The sequence below is a fragment of the Nesterenkonia sp. AN1 genome (assembly GCF_000582475.1).
Lineage (GTDB): Bacteria > Actinomycetota > Actinomycetes > Actinomycetales > Micrococcaceae > Nesterenkonia > Nesterenkonia aurantiaca.
Genome location: NZ_JEMO01000007.1, coordinates 1 through 18518, shown reverse-complemented (window position 1 = coordinate 18518; position 18518 = coordinate 1). Strand labels below are relative to the sequence as shown.

The window sequence follows — 18518 nt, the reverse complement described above, 5'->3', positions numbered from 1 at the left end:
GCTGCATCAGACGAAGACCAGAGGACAACACATATGGCGCTGACCGAGTCGGTCAAAGAAGAGCTCTCCCGCCAACACGTCAAGACCACATCCGAGCGCAAGGCCGAGGTCTCGGCCATGCTCCGCTTCGCCGGGGGACTGCACATCATCTCTGGTCGGATCGTGATCGAGGCCGAGCTGGACCATGCCGCCACGGCGCGACGGCTCAAGACCACCGTGACCGAGGTCTACGGACACAACCCCGAGGTCATCGTGGTCTCCGGCAACGGACTCAAGCGCGGCTCGCGCTACGTGGTGCGTGTGGTCCGCGACGGCGAGGCGCTGGCCCGGCAGACCGGGCTGCTCGACGCCCGCGGCCGCCCGGTGCGCGGCCTGCCCTCCGTCGTGGTCAACGGGTCCATGGCCGATGCGGTCTCCGCCTGGCGCGGCGCCTTCCTGGCTCACGGCTCGCTCACCGAGCCCGGACGCTCCTCCTCCCTGGAGGTCACCTGCCCCGGCCCCGAGGCGGCGCTGGCCCTGGTCGGCTCCGCACGCCGGCTCGGCATCCCGGCCAAGGCCCGCGAGGTGCGCAGCGTGGACCGCGTCGTCATCCGCGACGGGGACTCCATCGCGAAGCTGCTCACCCTGATGGGGGCGCATCAGACCCTGCTGGTCTGGGAGGAGCGCCGGATGCGCAAAGAGGTCCGCGCCACCGCCAACCGGCTGGCCAACTTCGACGACGCCAACCTGCGCCGCTCGGCCCAGGCCGCCGTCGCCGCCGCGCCCGGGTGCAGCGCGCCCTGGAGATCCTCGGCAAGGACGCCCCGCCGCATCTGAAGTACGCCGGAGAGCTCCGACTGGCGCATAAGCAGGCCTCGCTGGACGAGCTGGGCCGGCTCGCGGACCCGCCGATGACCAAGGACGCCATCGCCGGGCGGATCCGCCGGCTGCTGGCCATGGCGGACAAGCAGGCTTCTGAGCTGAAGATCCCCGGCACCGAGTCCAGCGTCACTCCGGACATGCTCGAGGGCTGAGCTGCGGCCCACAGTAGTTTCTCCTGTGGTGAACACTGCACGTCACGGGCGTCATCCCTCTTTCTGGTGTGGAACTCACCGCATAGGATGAGGACCGAGCCGAGGTGCAGCTGGCCTCGACGAACCCCCGTGTCTAGGAGGACATTTTGACTGACTTCACGCTTCCTGAATTGGACTACGACTACTCCGCGCTCGAGCCGCACATCTCGGCCCGCATCATGGAGCTGCACCACTCCAAGCACCACCAGACCTACGTCACCGGCGCGAACACCGCGCTGGAGAAGCTGGCCGAGGCTCGTGAGAAGGGCGACTACGCCACGACTCCGAAGCTGCTCAAGGACCTGCAGTTCAACCTCGGCGGACACACCAACCACTCGATCTTCTGGAAGAACCTCTCCCCGGAGGGCCAGGAGCGGCCCGAGGGCGAGCTGGCAGCCGCCATCGACGAGTACTTCGGCTCCTTCGAGGCCTTCCAGGCCCAGTTCACCTCCGCCGCGCTGACCATCCAGGGCTCCGGCTGGGCGATCCTCGCCTACGAGCCCATCGGCGGCAACGTGGTCATCGAGCAGTTCTACGACCAGCAGAACGGCGTGCCCGTGGGCACCATCCCGCTGCTGATGCTCGACATGTGGGAGCACGCCTTCTACCTGGACTACCAGAACGTCAAGCCCGACTACGTGAAGGCGTTCTGGAACATCATCAACTGGACCGACGTCGCCGCACGTCTGGAGGCCGCCCGCACGGGCGCCGCCAAGCTGCTCACTCCCTGAGCTGCCCGGCGCTCAGGCGCTGAGACTCCCGGACCCTTGCGGGACCGGTAGTCCGCCCAGGGAGAACCGGCCCCTCAATGTTGGGGCCAGCCCGGGCGACATGGTTGAATGATGTACAAGAAAACTGAAAATCACGTTCTGCAGACAGCCTGATGGACAACGATGTTGTTGGGGGTCAGCGGTTCGACTACGGTCGAGCTGCTGATCCCCAACGTGTGTCTAAGGGCCTTTTTCCCTGGTTTCCAAGCGCCAGGGCGGACTGCGCAAGAACGGCTCCAAGGCCCGCAGGAACTGCGGTCCCATGCTCAAGAGAGGAACCTCATGGCGACGAAAATCGCGATCAATGGTTTTGGACGTATCGGCCGCAACGTGCTGCGCGTGCTGGAGAACACCGGCCGCACCGACCTCGAGCTCGTGGCGATCAACGACCTCACCGACCCCGCCCAGCTGGTGAACCTGACCAAGTACGACTCCGTCATGGGTCGCTTCCCGGCACCGGTCTCCCTGGAGGGCGACACCCTCGTCGCCGGTGACCGCCGGATCAAGCTCTTCTCCGACAAGGACCCGGCGAACCTGCCCTGGGGCGAGCTCGGCGTGGACGTCGTGCTCGAGTGCACCGGCTTCTTCACCACCAAGGAGACCGCCGGCAAGCACCTCGAAGCCGGCGCCAAGAAGGTCATCGTCTCGGCACCTGGCAAGGGCGTCGACGCGACCCTGGTCATGGGCATCAACGAGAACACCTATGACCGCGAGAACCACACCGTGGTCTCCAACGCCTCCTGCACCACCAACTGCCTGGCTCCCATGGTCAAGGTGCTCAACGACGAGTTCGGTCTCGTCGAGGGCCTGATGACCACGGTTCACGCCTACACCGGCGACCAGCGCCTGCACGACGCCCCGCACGGCGATCCCCGCCGCGCCCGCGCCGCCGCAGTGAACATGGTCCCGACCTCCACCGGTGCGGCCGCCGCCATCGGTGCGGTCATCCCCGAGGTGGACGGCAAGCTCGACGGCTACGCCCTGCGCGTCCCGGTCATCACCGGGTCCGGCACCGACCTCACCGTGGCCATCGAGAAGGAGGGCGTGACCGCCGAGCAGGTCAACGCCGCCTTCAAGAAGGCCGCCGAGGGCCCGCTCAAGGGCATCCTGGCCTACAACGAGGATCCGCTGGTCTCCTCCGACATCGTCGGGGACCCGCACTCCACGATCTTCGACGCCCCGCTGACCAAGGTCATCGGCAAGACCGTGAAGGTCTTCGGCTGGTACGACAACGAGTACGGCTACTCCTCCCGCCTGGTGGACATGACCGCACACGTCGGCGGCTGATCCAGCTCGCATGACAGCAAGGGCCCCGGCTCGACGAATCCTCGTCGGGACCGGGGCCTCTGCCGTGCGGCACCGGCCGGCCGGCACGGCGCGTGCGGCACAGCCCGGCGTCGTCGGCGGCTCCTGAGTCCCTCCCTTCCAGCGATTGGTACCCTGATCCCATGACTGCAGCCACCCTTGACGCCCTGCTCTCCGAAGGCCTGAACGGCCGCCGAGTGCTCGTCCGCTCCGACCTCAACGTGCCGCTCTCCGACGGGGTGGTGACCGACGACGGCCGCGTCCGCGCCTCGCTGCCGGTGTTGGAGAAGCTCGCCGCCGCCGGCGCCCGGGTCCTGGTCGCCGCCCACCTGGGTCGGCCCAAGGGCGAGCCCGAGCCGAAGTACTCGCTGGCCCCGGTGGCCGCGCGGATGGCCGAGCTCACCGAGCTGAGCGTGCTGCGCGCGGATGACCTCGTCGGTCCCAGCGCGCAGGAACAGGCCGCCGCACTGGAGCCCGGACAGATCCTGCTGCTGGAGAACGTCCGGTTCGATCCGCGCGAGACCTCCAAGGACGACGCCGAGCGAGACAGCCTCGCCGCCGAGCTCGCCGCGCTGACCGGCGCGCATGGCGCCTACGTCAATGACGCCTTCGGCGCGGTGCACCGCCGGCACGCCTCGGTGGCCGATATCACCACCAAGCTGCCCGCCTACCAGGGCGACCTGGTCCGCGACGAGCTGCTGGTGCTGCAGCGGCTCACCGAGACCCCGCAGCGCCCCTACACGGTGGTGCTGGGCGGGTCCAAGGTCTCCGACAAGCTCGCGGTGATCGAGAACCTGATGAGCCGCGCCGACACGCTCCTGGTGGGCGGCGGCATGGTCTTCACCTTCCTCAAGGCCCAGGGCCACGGCATCGGCAAGTCCCTGGTCGAAGACGACAAGCTCGACACCGTCAAGGGCTTCCTGGAGTCCGCCGAACGGCAGAACTGCCGGATCGTGCTGCCCACCGACATCGTGATGGCCTCGGCCTTCGCCGCCGACGCCGAGGTCGAGGTGCTCCCGGTGGATGCCCTGGAGTCCGGTCCGGCCGGCGCCGAGGCGCTCGGCCTGGACATCGGGCCCGACACCGCCAAGGCGTTCGCCGCCGAGATCGCCCAGGCCAAGACGGTCTTCTGGAACGGGCCGATGGGCGTGTTCGAGATGGAGGCCTTCGCCAAGGGCACCGCCGCGGTGGCCGAGGCGCTGACCACCACCGAGGCGTTCACCGTGGTCGGCGGCGGGGACTCCGCCTCCGCGGTGCGCGCGCTGGGCTACGACGAGAACAGCTTCGGCCACATCTCCACCGGCGGCGGCGCCAGCCTGGAGTACCTCGAGGGCAAGGCGCTGCCGGGCATCGACGCGCTCGAGAACTGAGCGCCGCGCCGAGCTGCACCACCGCGCTGCCTCACCGCGCTGCACTGTACGCCGCACTGAACCATTGCTGTGACGCCGTCCCGGTGACCTCACAGCTGACCTGACCGTTGACCTGACCACCGTTGAAAGGGAACTCCTCTCCATGACTACTCAGAAGAATGGCGCCTTCGTGCGTCGCCCGCTGATCGCCGGCAACTGGAAGATGAACATCGACCACATGGAGGCGATCGCGCTGGTCCAGAAGCTGGCCTGGACGCTGAACGACGCCGGCCACGACTACGACCGCGTGCAGGTCTCGGTGTTCCCGCCGTTCACCGATCTGCGCGGCGTGCAGACCCTGGTCACCGGGGACAAGCTCGGCGTCGACTACGGCGCCCAGGACCTCTCCGATCAGGACTCCGGCGCCTTCACCGGTGACATCTCCGGGGCCTTCCTGAAGAAGCTCGGCTGCTCCCAGGTGCTGATCGGGCACTCCGAGCGCCGCGAGGTCCACGGCGAGACCGATGCACAGCTCAACGCCAAGCTCTCCGCCGCGCTGCGCCACGGGCTCGCCCCGGTGCTCTGCGTCGGTGAGGGCCTTGAGGTCCGCGAGGCCGGCAACCACGTGGCACACACCCTGGCCCAGCTCGAGGGCGCCCTGGCCGGGCGCACCGCCGAGGAGCTCACCGAGCTCGTCGTCGCCTATGAGCCGGTCTGGGCCATCGGCACCGGAAAGGTCGCCGGACCCGAGGACGCCCAGGAGATGTCCGCCGCGATCCGTGCGAAGCTCGCTGAGCTGTACTCGGAGGGCTTCGCCGAGACCGTCCGGGTGCTCTACGGCGGTTCGGTGAAGTCCAAGAACGTCGCCTCGATCCTCGCGGGCGCGGATGTGGACGGCGCCCTGGTCGGCGGCGCGAGCCTGGACACCGAGGAGTTCAGCAAGATCGCCTCCTTCGAGAAGCACGTCGACACCGGCGCGCAGGCCTGAGCAACCACCGGAGGCCAGGGTTGCGCCCGTTCCGGGCTATCCTGGTAGCTGATTCGCCCACGTTCCATCACGAAAGGTCGCTGTGTCTGCACTGACCATCACACTTCAGGTGCTCCTGGCACTGATCAGCCTGCTGCTGATCCTGCTCATCCTGCTGCACAAAGGCCGCGGCGGAGGCATGTCGGACATGTTCGGCGGCGGCGTGACCTCCTCGCTGGGGTCCTCCGGCGTGGCTGAACGCAACCTGAACCGGCTGACCATCACCCTGGCCCTGAGCTGGGGCCTGATCATCGTCGCCCTCGGGCTCATAGTTCCCCTGGGCGCCGACATCTAGCGCGACCGCCCACAAGGAAAGCCCAGCCCGACCACCACGGTCGAGCTGGGCTTTCCTCTTCGCTGGGGCTTTCTGAACTGCCCCTGCGGGGTCAGCTGAGTTTGCTGGCGGCGGCGTGGTCCAGGTGCCAGATGGTCTCCCGGGCGCCACGGGCTTCCACCGCGGGGATCTCGGTGACCTCGGTGCCCGGGGCGAGCGCCTTCGCCGCGGCCTCGGCCTTGTCCGCACCGGAGACCACCATCCAGACCCGCTCGGCGGTCTGGATCGCGGGGAAGGTCAGCGTGATCCGCTGCAGCGGCGGCTTCGGGGACTCATCCTCACTGGTGGTCGTCTTCTCGGTGACGTGCAGCGAGGCCTTGCCCGGGAACAGGCTGGCGACGTGACCGTCCGGGCCGACGCCGAGCAGCAGCACGTCGAAGCGGGGGAGCGCCAGGCCGGAGCGGCCGTTCTCCACGGCGTGGGCCTGCAGCTCGGTCGCGTAGATCTCCGCGCCGATCTCCGGATCCGCCGCGTCCTCGGAGACCGGCATCTGGTGCACATTGGACTCCGGCAGCCCGTGCTGCTCGATCAGCACGTCGAGCAGCGCCTCATGGGCCTGCTGGGCGTTGCGCTCCGGGTCGTCGCTGGGCAGCAGCCGCTCGTCGCCCCACCAGAAGTGCACCTTCTGCCAGGGCGGGGTCTCGGTGCCGGGCCGCGCGAGGAGATCGGCGACCTTCGCCAGGACCGCGACGCCGGCGCTGCCGCCGGTGAGCACCGCATGGGCGTCACCCTGGTGGCGTGCGGCGTCGACCAGGACGGCGAGCAGCCTCTCGGCGACCACCGTGACCAGCTGGTCCTTCTCGGCGTAGACCTCGGTGCGCGGCGCCGCGAGTGCGGGCTGCTGAGGGGAATCTGTCATGAGGGTGCATCCTTCCGCCGCATCGTCACTGATGCTGCGAGCTTAGTGGGTCTGTGTTCGGGACGGGTGAATCAGTTCGACGCCGCGTTGGCGCCTGAGAGATCGGTGTTCGGCAGCGCCTTGGTGAGCACCTCACCGAAGACCTCATCGGAGTCCAGCCGGCGCAGCTCCTCGGCCAGGCAGACCTGCAGGGTGCGCACCGGCAGCGGCACGCCCTGAACCAGCCCGTCTGCGGAGCGCAGCTCCGCGATCTCCTCGCCGCGCGGCCGGGAGAGGCTCACGTCCCCGCCGGCGCGGTGGAAGGTGACCGCGGTCAGGGTCAGCGGCAGCTCGGACTCCGCGGGGGCCACCGTCGAGACCAGGCTGACCGGGATCCCCAGCGCCTGCTGCAGCCAGGCCGCGAGCAGCGCCGCGCTGGGCAGGTCCGCGGCCGCCTCCACGGTCACGGCGCTGATGTCTGCAGGATCCAAGGTATCCAAGATGCTGGCCAGCTGGATCCGCCAGTGCGTGAGCCGGGTCCAGGCCAGATCGGTGTCACCCTCCACATAATGCGCGGAGATCCGCTGCAGCGCCTCCAGCGGACGCGGGTCCATCGCCGAATCGGTGATCCGGCGGTGCGCGATCCTCCCGATCGGGGTGGAGCTGACGTTGTCCGGCAGCTCGTCGGCCCACCAGGCCACGATCGGAGCGTCGGGCAGCAGCAGCGCCGAGACCATCGCCTCGTTCTGCTCGGCCAGTTCGCCCGAGGCCTCCAACACGATCACCTCGGAGGCGCCGGCGTCGCCGCCGACCCGGATCTGCGCGTCCAGCCGGGTCTCATCCGAGATCGGGCCGGAGGCCAGCACGATGATCCGGCAGGGATGCTCGCGGGAGGCCAGGTTCGCCGCGGCGATGGCAGGTTCGGCGTTGTCCTTCGAGGTCAGGATGACCAGGGTCAGCACCCGGGTCAGCGCGACGACGCCGCCGTCCTCGCGCAGCCTCCGCAGCTTCTTGGAGACCTTGGAGGTGGTGGTGTTCTCGATTTCGACGATCACTGGGGTTCTCCTTCTACGGCCTGCGCCAGGTGCGGCCGTCGCGGGCCAGCAGATCATGGGCGGAGGGTGGTCCCCAGCCGCCCGGGGCATAGGGCTCGGGCTGGAGCTGCTGGGCGGCCCAGTGCTCCTCGAAGGGGTCCAGGATCTTCCAGGAGAGCTCGACCTCCTCGTGGCGCGGGAACAGCGGCGGCTCCCCGAGCAGCACGTCGAGGATCAGCCGCTCGTAGGCCTCGGGGCTGGCCTCGGTGAAGGCATGGCCGTAGCCGAAGTCCATGGTGACGTCGCGGACCTCCATCTGGGTGCCCGGCACCTTGGAGGCGAACCGGATGGTGGCGCCCTCATCGGGTTGGACCCGGATCACGACGGCGTTCTGACCGAACTCGTGGTCGTCGTGGTCCTGGAAGAGCAGGTTCGGGGCGCGCTTGAAGATCACCGCGATCTCGGTGACCCGGCGGCCCAGCCGCTTCCCGGCGCGCAGGTAGAACGGGGCGCCGGCCCAGCGGCGAGTGTTGATGTCCAGGCGCAGCGCCGCGAAGGTCTCGGTGGTGGAGTCGGGGTTGAACCCCTCCTCATCCAGGAATCCGACGACCTTCTCCCCGCCCTGCCAGCCCGAGGTGTACTGTCCGCGGGCCGAGGCAGCGCCGAGGTCCTCGGGCAGCCGGACGGCGGCGAGCACCTTCTCCTTCTCGGCGCGCAGGTGCTGGGCGTCGAAGGAGATCGGCTCCTCCATCGCGGTGAGCGCGAGCAGCTGGAGCAGGTGGTTCTGGATCACGTCGCGCGCCGCGCCCACGCCGTCGTAGTAGCTGGCCCGGCCCCCGATGCCGATGTCCTCGGCCATGGTGATCTGCACATGGTCCACGTACTGGGCGTTCCAGAGCGGCTCGAAGAGCTGGTTCGCGAAGCGCAGCGCCAGCAGGTTCTGCACGGTCTCCTTGCCCAGGTAGTGATCGATCCGGAACACCGCGTCCGGCGGGAAGACCGACTCCACCACGGCGTTGAGCTCCCGCGCCGAGGCCAGATCGTGGCCGAAGGGCTTCTCGATCACCACTCGGCTCCACGGCTCCTCCGCGCTGTTCTGCGGGGTGGCCAGTCCATGGGAGGAGAGCTTCTGGCAGACGATCTCGAAGGAGTTCGGCGGGATCGAGAGGTAGAACGCATGGTTCCCGCGGGTCCCGCGGGACCCCTTGAGCTCCTCCAGGGTCTCTCCGAGCCGGGCGTAGGCCGCGTCCTCGTCGAAGCCTGAGGTGGTCACGAAGCGCAGCCCGGCCGAGAGCTGGTCCCAGACCTGCTGGTCGAAGGGGGTGCGCGCGGAGGCCTTGACCTGCTCGAGCACCTCCGCGGCGAACTGCTCATGGGTCCAGTCGCGCCGACCGAAGCCCACCAGCGAGAAGCTCGGCGGCAGCAGTCCGCGGTTGGCCAGGTCATAGATGGCCGGGAGCAGCTTCTTCCGGGCCAGGTCCCCGGTGACGCCGAACATCACCATCGCCGAGGGCCCGGCGATCCGGTTCAGTCGCCGGTCGCGCGGATCGCGCAGCGGGTTGCCTTGCCGGCTGCGGGCGCCGGCGCTGCGGGCGCCGGCGTTGCGAGGTGCGTTCACAGGGCGTCCACGGTCTCGATGACCTGAGTCAGGCCCGCGGTGCGGTCATTCAGGTGCACCTGCAGCACCGGCATGTCGTGCCCGGCCAGCACCTGGCGTCGCCCTCGGCCTGAGCGGCGATCAGCTTGCCCAGCGTGAACGGCCTCTCCGGGACCTGCAGATCGGTGCTGGAGCTGGTGGTCAGCTGCAGGAACGCCCCGATGTGCGGGCCGCCCTTGTGGAACTGTCCGGTGGAGTGCAGGAATCGTGGGCCCCAGCCGAAGGTCACCGGGCGTCCTGAGAGTGCGGAGAGCTGCGCCCGGATGGCCTCGAGCTGGGTCTCGGTGGTGCGGTCCAGGTACGCGGTGACCGCGAGGTAGCCGTCTTCGGGAACGGACTTCACCAGCGCCTGCAGCGCCTCGCTCAGGGTGCTCGGGTTCGCCTCGGTCAGCGCGGCGGACCCAAGGGTCCGGATGGCCACGGCGCCGTCGGTCACGGATTCCCCGGCCTCGGGGGCGGGGGCGTCGAGCAGGCCGCGGGCGGCGGTCTTGGCGGACTCCACATCGGGCTGGTCGAAGGGGTTGATGCTCAGCAGCGCGCCGGCGACCACGGTGGCGACCTCCCAGAGCATGAACTGCGCGCCGAGACTGCCGCCGGTGCGCACCTTGTGCGGGCTGACCACCAGGTCGGCGTCGTCGTTGTCCACCGAGGCGCCATCTTCGGTCTCGGCGTCGATGATCTGGGTGATCAGCACGTCGGCGTCCTCGCGGTGCAGCTCGGGCTCGCCGTCGGCGACGATCACCGGCAGCAGGCCGGTGCCGTTCTTGCCGGTGGACTCGGCGATGAGCTGTTCGATCCAGTTGCCCAGCCCGATCAGCGGCGAACCGGCGTCGACGAGCACCAGCTTGTTGCGCAGCGGGACGGTGCCGCCGATCGCGGAGCCCAGGCGCAGGCCGGGGTTGTCGGCGTCGTCCTCGGCGAGGATCACGGAGGCGTCCTCGGCGTCCTCGAGCAGGGTCTCCAGGTCGGCGCCGGCCAGGCCGGAGGGGACCAGGCCGAAGGCGGTGAGCGCGGAGTAGCGCCCGCCCACGGTGGGATCAGCTTCGAAGATCGCGCGGACCCCGGCCTCGGCGGAGGACTGCGCCAGCGGGGAGCCTGGGTCGGTGACGATCACGGTGCGGCTCACGGCGTCGATCCCGGCCTCGGTCATCGCCTGCTGCACGATCCGGCGCTGCGAGTCGGTCTCCACGGTGGAGCCGGACTTCGAGGAGACCACGAGCACGGTCTTCTCGATCTCAGCACCGACGACGGCGGCCACATGCTGCGGGTCGGTGGAGTCCAGCACGGTGAGCTCCACCCCGGCGGTGGCGCAGATGACCTCGGGTGCCAGCGAGGACCCGCCCATCCCGGCGAGCACCACCCGGGTGAGGCCTTCGGCGGCGAGCTCCTCGCGCAGTGCGGCGATCTTGGGCAGCAGCGCCCGGGAGTCCTCGAAGAGGGAGACCCAGCCGAGCCGCTTGCTGGCCTCGTCCTCGGCGGCCATGCCCCAGAGGGTGTGGTCCTTGGCGGCCAGCCGGGAGGCGAACTCGTGGTCCAGCAGGCCGGGCACCTGGTTCTCGGCGGCCTCACGGGCCGCTCCGGTCAGTGTCAGGGAGAGTGAGCTCATGACGTGCTTCCTTTCTCGACCGAACCGCGGTTCAGCCTGGCCAGCAACTGCGCTTATAGGGGGCCGGTGGGAGTCACACGGCTGTTGACCCTGATCGGCGCCCGGTCGGGGGAGTCTCGGTGCCAGTGAAGCTGGCTCCCGAGACGCCGCCCGGCCGGGCACCGTACGGAGTGAACAGTCAGCCGCTCGGCTCAGGTTCTGAGCCGACCGGCGTGCAGATTCAGCTGTTGCGCTTGAGCCCATCATCGATGGTGCCCAGCAGGCCGGTCCAGGAGACCTCGAACTTCTGCAGACCCTCGGTCTCCAGGGTGTCGACCACCTCGCGGTAGCTGATCCCGGCGGCGGAGATGCCGTCGAGGACCCGGTTGGCCTCCACGTAGGTGCCGCTGAGCGTGTCCTTCTCGATGACGCCGTGATCGGCCAGGGCGAGCATGGTCTTCTCCGGCATGGTGTTGACCACATCGGACCCGGCCAGCTCGGTCACATACAGCGTGTCCGAGAGGTTCGGGTCCTTGGTGCCGGTGGAGGCCAGCAGCAGCCGCTGCGGGCGTCCGCCGCGCTCGGCCAGCAGCTGCCAGCGCTCGGAGGAGAAGGTCTCCACCGCGATCTGGTGCGCCAGCCGGGCGTTGGCCACCGCGGCCTGGGACTTCAGCTTCTCGGTGCCGGGCTTGCCCTCCTCGGCGGCTAGCTCCAGGCGCTTGTCGATCTCGGCGTCCACGCGGGAGACGAAGAAGGAGGCCACCGAGTGGATCTTCGAGATGTCGATCCCGTCCGAGTGGGCCTTCTCCAGGCCGAGCATGAACGCGTTGATCACCGCGCGGTAGCGTTCGAGCGAGAACACCAGGGTCACGTTGACGCTGATCCCCTCGGCGGTCACCGCGGCGATCGCCTCGATGCCCTCGACGGTGGCGGGGATCTTGATCAGCACGTTCTCCCGATCCACCGCCTTGTACAGCTCGCGGGCCTGGGTGATGGTGCCGGCGGCGTCGCGGGCCAGGCGCGGGTCGACCTCGATGGAGACCCGGCCGTCGACCCCGTCGGTGGCCGCGTAGACCCCGGCGAACACGTCGCAGGCCTCGCGCACATCGGCGGTGGTGATGTCGAAGACGGCCTTCTCGGCGTCGGCTCCGGCGGCGGCCAGCTCGGCGAGCTGCGCCTCGTAGGCCTCGCCGTCCTTCAGCGCGGACTCGAAGATGGTCGGGTTGGTGGTGACCCCGACGACGTTGTGCGAATCGATCAGCTTCGCGAGCGAGCCCGAGTTCAGCCGTTCGCGGGAGAGATCGTCGAGCCAGATGGAGACGCCGAGGTCGGAGAGCGCCTGAGTGTTCTTATTAGCAGTCATATCTATTCTCCTGATGCCAGGTGATGGATGAGTCGTGGTGCGCCGGGCGCCTCGCAGGAGGCGGTCCCGGAGGGCTGCGCCTCCTGGAAGCGCCGCAGGGCGGTGCCCCCGGGGGAGGCGCTGCGCTCAGGCGGCGGCGATGGATTCCTGGGCGGCCGTGGTGACAGCGGCGGCGGTGATGCCGAACTTCTCGTAGAGCACCTTGTAGTCCGCCGAGGCACCGAAGTGGTCCAGACCGATGATGCGCCCGGCGTCGCCGACGATGTCGCGCCAGCCCATGGAGGCTGCTGCCTCCACCGAGACGCGGGCCTTCACGGCCGCCGGGAGGACGCTCTCGCGGTACTCGGCGTCCTGCTCGAAGAACCATTCGCGGCAGGGCATCGAGACCACGCGGGCGGCGATGTTCTGCTCGGCCAGCGCTTCACGGGCCTCCACGGCCAGCTGGACCTCGGAGCCGGTGCCGATGAGCACGACCTCGGGGGTCACCACGGCGCCGTCGCGGACGGCTTCGGCGAGCACATAGGCTCCCTTGGCCGCGCCCTCGACCGCGCCGAACTCGGTGGCGGTGGCGGCACCGGTGCCGCGGGCGTAGGTGGGGATGTTCTGGCGGGTCAGCGCCAGGCCGGCGGGGCGGTCGTTGCGGCGCAGCACCTCGCGCCAGGCGATGGCCACCTCGTTGGCGTCACCGGGGCGGATCACATCCAGGTTCGGGATGGCTCGCAGGCTGGCGAGCTGCTCCACCGGCTGGTGGGTGGGTCCGTCTTCACCCAGTCCGATGGAGTCATGGGTCCAGACGAAGATCGAACCCGTGCCCATCAGCGCGGCCAGCCGGATGGCGGGGCGCTGGTAGTCGGAGAAGATCAGGAAGGTTCCGTTATAGGTGCGCAGCGGGGTCGAGAGCGAGATGCCGTTGGTGATCGCCGCGGCGGCGTGTTCCCGGATGCCGAAGTGCAGGTTGCGCCCGTAGGGGTTGCCGGTGAACTTCTCGGTGGAGTGGGACTCCGGGATGAAGGAGTCGTAGCCCGACATCAGCGTGTTGTTCGAACCCGCGAGGTCCGCGGAGCCGCCCCAGAGCTCGGGGAGCACCTCGGCGATGCCGTTGAGCACCTTGCCCGAGGCCGCGCGGGTCGCGACGTCGTCCCCGGCGGGGAACTCGGGCAGCTGGGACTCCCAGCCCTCGGGCAGCTCGCCGGCGGTCAGCCGGTCCAGCAGCTTGGCCGCATCGGCGTTGGCCTCGCGCCAGGACGCGAACTTGGCGTCCCAGTCCTTGCGGGTCTCCACGCTGCGCTCGAGGATCTTGCGAGCGTGGGTGAGCACCTCGTCCTCCACCGCGAAGTGTGCCTCGGTGTCGAAGTCGAGCAGCTCCTTGAGCGCGACGAGCTCGTCGCTGCCCAGCTTCGAGCCGTGGATCCCGCCGGTGTTCTGCTTCTTGGGGGAGGGATAGCCGATCACCGTGCGCAGCGCGATCAGCGAAGGCTTGGAGGTCTCGGCCTGAGCCGCCTCGAGTGCGCGGTGCAGCTCGTTGATGTCCTCGTCGTAGTCGCCGGACTTCTTCCAGTCCACGCGCTGCACGTGCCAGCCGTAGGCCTCGTAGCGGGCGGCGACGTCCTCGGTGAACGCGATGTCGGTGTCGTCCTCGATGGAGATCTTGTTGTCATCCCAGATCACCACGAGGTTGCCGAGCTCCTGGTGCCCGGCGAGCGAGGACGCCTCGGAGGTCACGCCCTCCTGCAGGTCGCCGTCAGAGGCGATGACCCAGATGGTGTGGTCGAAGGGGGACTCTCCGGCAGCTGCCTCGGGGTCCAGCAGGCCGCGCATCCGGCGCTGGCCGTAGGCGAAGCCGACCGAGGAGGCGAGCCCCTGGCCCAGCGGACCGGTGGTCATCTCAACGCCGGGGGTGTGGCCGTACTCGGGGTGCCCGGGGGTCAGCGAATCCCAGGTGCGCAGAGCCGCCAGGTCCTCGACCTCGAGGCCGTAGCCGGAGAAGTAGAGCTGGAGGTACAGGGTCAGAGAGGTGTGACCGGGGGAGAGGATGAAGCGGTCGCGGCCGATCCACTGAGGATCAGTGGGATCATGCTTCATCATCTTCTGGAAGATCAGGTAGGCGGCTGGAGCCAGCGACATCGCGGTGCCGGGGTGGCCTGAGCCGACCTTTTCCACGGAGTCAGCTGCGAGCACGCGCAGCGTGTCAACTGCCCGCTTGTCCAGATCGGTGAATACGGCATTATCGGTCACTAGGTTTCCTCCAAATGGTGAGGGACGGTGGACAACGAGGGCCGCGCACATCGTTGTGCCGCGCAGGTCCAACCCTACCGGGGTAGAGGCTATTCCTGGCGGATCATCAGAGCATTGCAGAATGCTCACGAGTGATGATCGCGAGTGTGAATTCTTGATGCTGCGACGTCGTCGGGCAGCTGAAGCTCATCTCAGCTCATCCCCAGGGCCAGCGAGATGAGCTCGAAGGAGCGGTGGTCGATCACCAGGTCCGCCTGCTCCGCCAGTGCGGGCTTCGCGCAGAAGGCGATCCCCACTCCGGCGGCCGCCAGCATGTCCAGGTCGTTGGCTCCATCGCCCACGGCGACCACATTGTGGGGGAGTAGCCCCTGTGACGCCGACCACTGTTCAAGATACTCTCTCTTGGCCGCTCGGTCGACGACGGCGCCCCGGACGGTGCCCTCCAGGGTTCCCTGCGGCGAGATCGCCAGGTCATTGGCGTGGAAGCCGGTGAGGCCCAGATCCGCGGCCAGCGGCGCCAGCACCTGGAGGAACCCGCCGGAGACGGCGTAGCTGGGCCAGCCGCGCCGGCCCAGCTCTGCCAGCAGCTCGGGCGCGCCCTGGGTGGGGGTGATCGCGGCGAGTGTGGAGTCGATCACGGTGCGGGGCAGCCCGGCGAGCGTCTGGACCCGCTGGTGCAGCGAGGCGGCGAAGTCGAGCTCCCCGCGCATGGCGCGCTCGGTGACCTCCGCGACCTCGGCCTCCCGGCCGGCGTCGCGGGCCAGAAGCTCGATGACCTCCTGGTCGATCAGCGTGGAGTCCACGTCCATGAGCAGCATCAGCCGACCGTCCTCGGCGTGCAGCTGCGCCCGCCGCTGGGCGGGCAGCACGGTCTGGGTGACCGGGCCCGGAAGCTGGTGGGCGGCGTCTTCGAGCAGCGAGACCGCAAGCTGGGTGCCGTAGGAGTCGTCGGAGTCATCCAGCGTCACGGACCAGCGCACCGCGGAGACCTCCTCGCCCTCGGCCAGCGGGACCTGGCGCAGCTCCACGCTGTGCACGACCCCGCGCCGGGAGAATTCGTGGGTCAAGGACCGGATCAGCGGCCCGTCCAGTGAGGCGGCCGCCAACATGGCCACCGTGCCGTGGGGGAGGTCAGGGTTGGACAGATCCGGGCTGGGCTGATCGGAGTGAGGGTGCGCAGTCATAGCGTGTTCAGCCTATAGCGACTCATCGGGTTCGATAGTGTTGGGCCCATGAGTCCTGTCCTCGATATCCAGAATGTCAGCGTGCGCCGAGGGCGCAAGAAACTCCTGAAGGACGTCTCCTGGACGGTGAACGAGGACGAGCGCTGGGTGATTCTGGGGCCGAACGGGGCGGGCAAGACCACGCTGCTGCAGATCGCCGCTGCCCGGCTGTTCCCGACCACCGGCACCGTGAAGATCCTCGATGAGCAGCTCGGCGCCGTCGACGTCTTCGAGCTGCGCCCGCTGATCGGGTTCAGCTCCAATTCGCTGACCACCACGGTCCCGGCGCAGGAGACGGCGCTGAACGTCGTGGTCACCGCCGCCTACGGGGTCACCGGGCGCTGGCGCGAGGAGTACGAGCAGCTCGATGAGCGCCGCGCTTTCGCCCTGCTCAACGAGTGGGGTGTGGGCACGGTCTTCGACCGGCCCTTCGGCACCCTCTCAGAGGGTGAGCGCAAGCGGGTGCAGATCGCCCGGGCGCTGATGACCGATCCGGAGCTGCTGCTGCTCGACGAGCCCGGCGCCGGACTGGACCTGGGCGGCCGCGAGGCACTGGTGGAGCGCACCAGCGAGCTGATCAACAGCGAAGAGGCGCCCACCACCGTGCTGGTCACCCATCACCTGGAAGAGATCCCGCCCGGCTTCAGCCACGTGCTGCTGCTGCGCGACGGCGAGACCGTGGCCGCCGGGCCGATCGGGGAGACCATGACCTCGGAGAACCTGTCCCGGACCTTTGACACCGAGCTGGACCTGATCCACCGCGATGGACGCTTCTCGGCGTTCAAGAAGCAGCCCGCGGCTGCCGCCGCGTCGTCGTTCTCATCGGCCTCGCAGGCTCGTGGCTGATGGAGGCGCTCGCTGACTTCTTCCTCACCGATCTGAGCCTCGCACAGCTCCTGCTCATCCTGGTCGCCGGCATCTGGGCCGGCGCGATCAACACCGTGGTCGGCTCTGGCACCCTGGTGACCTTCCCGGTGCTGGTCGCCATGGGCGTGCCGCCGGTCTCCGCCACGGTCTCCAACGCGATGGGACTGATCGCGGGCAACTTCACCGGCGCCTGGGGCTACCGGCGTGAGATCCGGCAGGTGAAGTCGGTGCTGAAGAAGTTGGTGCCGGCGTCGATCCTGGGCGGCGTCATCGGCGCCACGCTCCTGATCACGCTGCCCGAAGAGGTCTTCGGCCGGGTCGCCCCGATCCTGATCGTGGTCTCGCTGGCCTTCGTGATCGCCCAGCCCAGGCTCTCGGCCTGGGTCCGGGCGCGCGCCGCGGCCCGGGAGAAGGACGCCGAGACAGCTGGCTCCGGTGATGCCACGGGTGATTCAGCTGAGGGTGCGTCTGAGAAGGCGGCCAAGGCGGGACGGCCCTCGATGCCCACGGTCAGCCTGGTGCTGATGCTGCTGGTCTTCGCGGCCGGCATCTACGGCGGCTACTTCGTCGCCGCCCAGGGAATCCTGCTGATGGGCATCCTGGGAATCTTCCTGATGGCCAACATCCAACAGGCCAACGGCGTGAAGAACCTGCTGGTCGCCGTCGTGAACCTCACCGCCGCGATCAGCTACGTGCTGGTGGACTACCTGCTCCGCGAGCCCGCGGATCGGGTGATCCTCTGGGAGGTGGTGGTGGTGATCGCCGTGGGCTCCACGCTGGGTGGTCTGATCGGCGCCTGGGTGGGCCGCCGGCTCTCGCCGCTGGTGCTGCGCCTGATCATCGTGACCCTGGGCCTGGTGGCGCTGTTCGTGATGCTGCGCAACCTCTTCGTCGGCTGACCCCTCATGGGCGTCCGCTGCGGACCGGGGCTGGGCCGGGCTGCGGTGGATTTGATATAGTGCTGTGTTGGTCCAAACTCGGCCCACCCTCAGTTCCACGCTTCTGGCAAAATCCAGCGGCAGATGAAAAGGACACACTTCATGAAGTCTGATATCCACCCCAAGTACGAGCCGGTCATCTTCAACGACCTGGCCTCCGGTGAGAAGATCCTCACCCGCTCCACCACCTCCTCGAAGAAGACCATGGAGTGGGAAGACGGCAACACCTACCCCGTCATCGACGTCGAGATCTCCGCAGCCTCGCACCCGTTCTACACGGGCAAGCAGCGCATCATGGACTCCGAGGGTCGCGTCGAGCGCTTCAACGCACGCTTCAAGGGCTTTGGCGGCAAGAAGTAAGCAGTTCACGCTTCTCGCTCCTAGAGCATTCCCGGTAGGGCCGCAGTCCATCGACTGCGGCCCTACTGCTGTCTCATGCGGCTGGTCGGCTGCCAGCACCTCGAGGAGGCTGCCCTGCCCCTTCTCCCAGCTCATGACGATGACCGGCTCGGGTGGCCAGTGTCTTCGCCTGCCCTCCGGTAGTCACCGAGGCCGAGGGTGTCACCCGGGCACAGCAAGTGTGAGGTGCGCGCGCGTACGGAGAGAATCTCCTAAGCGTTCATCTGATTTGAGTTTTTTATTTATTTTTTTCGGGGAACTTTTAAAGTAACGTGTTGCTTGCGTCACCCAGTGGTGGGTAGTCGTCACACACTTGCAAACAGGAGTAACTGAAGATGCATAAATCAAAGTTTTTCGCGGTTCCCACGCTCGCGCTTGGCGCGCTGCTGCTCAGCGCAGCCCCGGCCATGGCCCACTCAGACCACGGCGGAGCCTCCGACGGCGTCGCCACCGCTGATTCCAGCCAGTCCTGGTCCTTCCAGACCAGCCTGGACCCCCTGAACAACTCCGGCACCGTCGGAGACGTCCTGATCGAGGGCCAG

General features: G+C 68.5%; 14 protein-coding genes and 3 pseudogenes. 10 read left to right on the top strand and 7 right to left on the bottom strand.

Features of this window, described 5'->3' with window-relative positions; genetic code table 11:
* The first annotated feature begins 33 nt into the window (after positions 1-33).
* The 6 genes and pseudogenes from whiA (at position 34) to secG (ending at position 5798) form a co-directional block, all read left to right on the top strand.
* Positions 34-1013: pseudogene (gene whiA, locus BG28_RS05440) on the top strand (DNA-binding protein WhiA).
* A 146-nt stretch (positions 1014-1159) separates the two neighbouring features.
* Complete coding sequence (locus BG28_RS05435) at positions 1160-1783, top strand: superoxide dismutase (RefSeq protein ID WP_036474729.1); 624 nt, start codon at positions 1160-1162, stop codon at positions 1781-1783.
* Between the two features lie 321 nt (positions 1784-2104).
* Positions 2105-3109, top strand: coding sequence for a type I glyceraldehyde-3-phosphate dehydrogenase (gene gap, locus BG28_RS05430; protein WP_036474727.1), 1005 nt, complete (start codon positions 2105-2107; stop codon positions 3107-3109).
* Positions 3110-3270: 161 nt separating this feature from the next.
* Positions 3271-4497: a phosphoglycerate kinase gene (gene pgk / locus BG28_RS05425; protein ID WP_036474725.1), complete on the top strand. Its 1227-nt coding sequence runs from the start codon at positions 3271-3273 to the stop codon at positions 4495-4497.
* A 142-nt stretch (positions 4498-4639) separates the two neighbouring features.
* Positions 4640-5464, top strand: coding sequence for a triose-phosphate isomerase (gene tpiA, locus BG28_RS05420; protein ID WP_036474723.1), 825 nt, complete (start codon positions 4640-4642; stop codon positions 5462-5464).
* 82 nt (positions 5465-5546) lie between these two features.
* Entirely contained in the window at positions 5547-5798 is a 252-nt protein-coding gene (secG, locus tag BG28_RS05415; protein WP_036474722.1) for a preprotein translocase subunit SecG, read from the top strand.
* Between the two features lie 91 nt (positions 5799-5889).
* On the opposite strand, the gene pgl is transcribed toward secG, so the two are convergent.
* From pgl to serB, 7 genes and pseudogenes are all read right to left on the bottom strand, one after another.
* Positions 5890-6696, bottom strand: coding sequence for a 6-phosphogluconolactonase (gene pgl, locus BG28_RS05410; RefSeq protein ID WP_036474721.1), 807 nt, complete (start codon positions 6694-6696; stop codon positions 5890-5892).
* A gap of 71 nt (positions 6697-6767) precedes the next feature.
* Complete coding sequence (locus tag BG28_RS05405) at positions 6768-7730, bottom strand: glucose-6-phosphate dehydrogenase assembly protein OpcA (protein ID WP_036474719.1); 963 nt, start codon at positions 7728-7730, stop codon at positions 6768-6770.
* A gap of 13 nt (positions 7731-7743) precedes the next feature.
* Complete coding sequence (gene zwf, locus BG28_RS05400) at positions 7744-9213, bottom strand: glucose-6-phosphate dehydrogenase (protein WP_235180988.1); 1470 nt, start codon at positions 9211-9213, stop codon at positions 7744-7746.
* Between the two features lie 110 nt (positions 9214-9323).
* Positions 9324-10972 (bottom strand): annotated as a pseudogene (locus tag BG28_RS05395) (glucose-6-phosphate isomerase).
* 220 nt (positions 10973-11192) lie between these two features.
* On the bottom strand, positions 11193-12314 hold the full coding sequence (tal, locus tag BG28_RS05390; RefSeq protein WP_036474717.1) for a transaldolase: 1122 nt from the start codon (positions 12312-12314) through the stop codon (positions 11193-11195).
* Between the two features lie 126 nt (positions 12315-12440).
* Positions 12441-14600 (bottom strand): transketolase, encoded by a 2160-nt coding sequence (gene tkt / locus BG28_RS05385; RefSeq protein ID WP_084479489.1) that lies wholly within the window; start codon positions 14598-14600, stop codon positions 12441-12443.
* A 140-nt stretch (positions 14601-14740) separates the two neighbouring features.
* The gene (gene serB / locus BG28_RS05380; protein WP_235180984.1) at positions 14741-15733 is read right to left on the bottom strand and encodes a phosphoserine phosphatase SerB; all 993 of its coding nucleotides are present in this window, start codon (positions 15731-15733) and stop codon (positions 14741-14743) included.
* A 48-nt stretch (positions 15734-15781) separates the two neighbouring features.
* On the opposite strand from serB, the gene BG28_RS05375 reads away from it, so the two are divergent.
* The 4 genes and pseudogenes from BG28_RS05375 to BG28_RS15795 form a co-directional block, all read left to right on the top strand.
* Entirely contained in the window at positions 15782-16618 is an 837-nt protein-coding gene (locus BG28_RS05375) for an ABC transporter ATP-binding protein (protein ID WP_051501038.1), read from the top strand.
* Positions 16618-17538, top strand: a complete 921-nt coding sequence (locus tag BG28_RS05370) for a sulfite exporter TauE/SafE family protein (protein WP_051501037.1) — start codon at positions 16618-16620, stop codon at positions 17536-17538. The genes BG28_RS05375 and BG28_RS05370 overlap by 1 nt, the downstream gene beginning before the upstream one ends.
* 141 nt (positions 17539-17679) lie before the next feature.
* A complete protein-coding gene (locus BG28_RS05365; RefSeq protein ID WP_036474713.1) occupies positions 17680-17937 on the top strand; it encodes a type B 50S ribosomal protein L31 in 258 nt (85 codons plus the stop codon).
* Positions 17938-18311: 374 nt separating this feature from the next.
* Positions 18312-18518: pseudogene (locus BG28_RS15795) on the top strand (hypothetical protein); the annotation flags it as partial.

Bases quoted from the DNA above. Each gene is read 5' to 3' on its own strand.
- BG28_RS05365 (WP_036474713.1), top strand. From the start codon at position 17,680: ATGAAGTCTGATATCCACCCCAAGTACGAGCCGGTCATCTTCAACGAC.
- BG28_RS05375 (WP_051501038.1), top strand. From the start codon at position 15,782: ATGAGTCCTGTCCTCGATATCCAGAATGTCAGCGTGCGCCGAGGGCGC.
- tkt (WP_084479489.1), bottom strand. From the start codon at position 14,600: ATGTGCGCGGCCCTCGTTGTCCACCGTCCCTCACCATTTGGAGGAAAC.
- tpiA (WP_036474723.1), top strand. From the start codon at position 4,640: ATGACTACTCAGAAGAATGGCGCCTTCGTGCGTCGCCCGCTGATCGCC.
- pgl (WP_036474721.1), bottom strand. From the start codon at position 6,696: ATGACAGATTCCCCTCAGCAGCCCGCACTCGCGGCGCCGCGCACCGAG.
- tal (WP_036474717.1), bottom strand. From the start codon at position 12,314: ATGACTGCTAATAAGAACACTCAGGCGCTCTCCGACCTCGGCGTCTCC.
- serB (WP_235180984.1), bottom strand. From the start codon at position 15,733: ATGACTGCGCACCCTCACTCCGATCAGCCCAGCCCGGATCTGTCCAAC.
- BG28_RS05370 (WP_051501037.1), top strand. From the start codon at position 16,618: ATGGAGGCGCTCGCTGACTTCTTCCTCACCGATCTGAGCCTCGCACAG.
- pgk (WP_036474725.1), top strand. From the start codon at position 3,271: ATGACTGCAGCCACCCTTGACGCCCTGCTCTCCGAAGGCCTGAACGGC.
- gap (WP_036474727.1), top strand. From the start codon at position 2,105: ATGGCGACGAAAATCGCGATCAATGGTTTTGGACGTATCGGCCGCAAC.
- zwf (WP_235180988.1), bottom strand. From the start codon at position 9,213: ATGGTGATGTTCGGCGTCACCGGGGACCTGGCCCGGAAGAAGCTGCTC.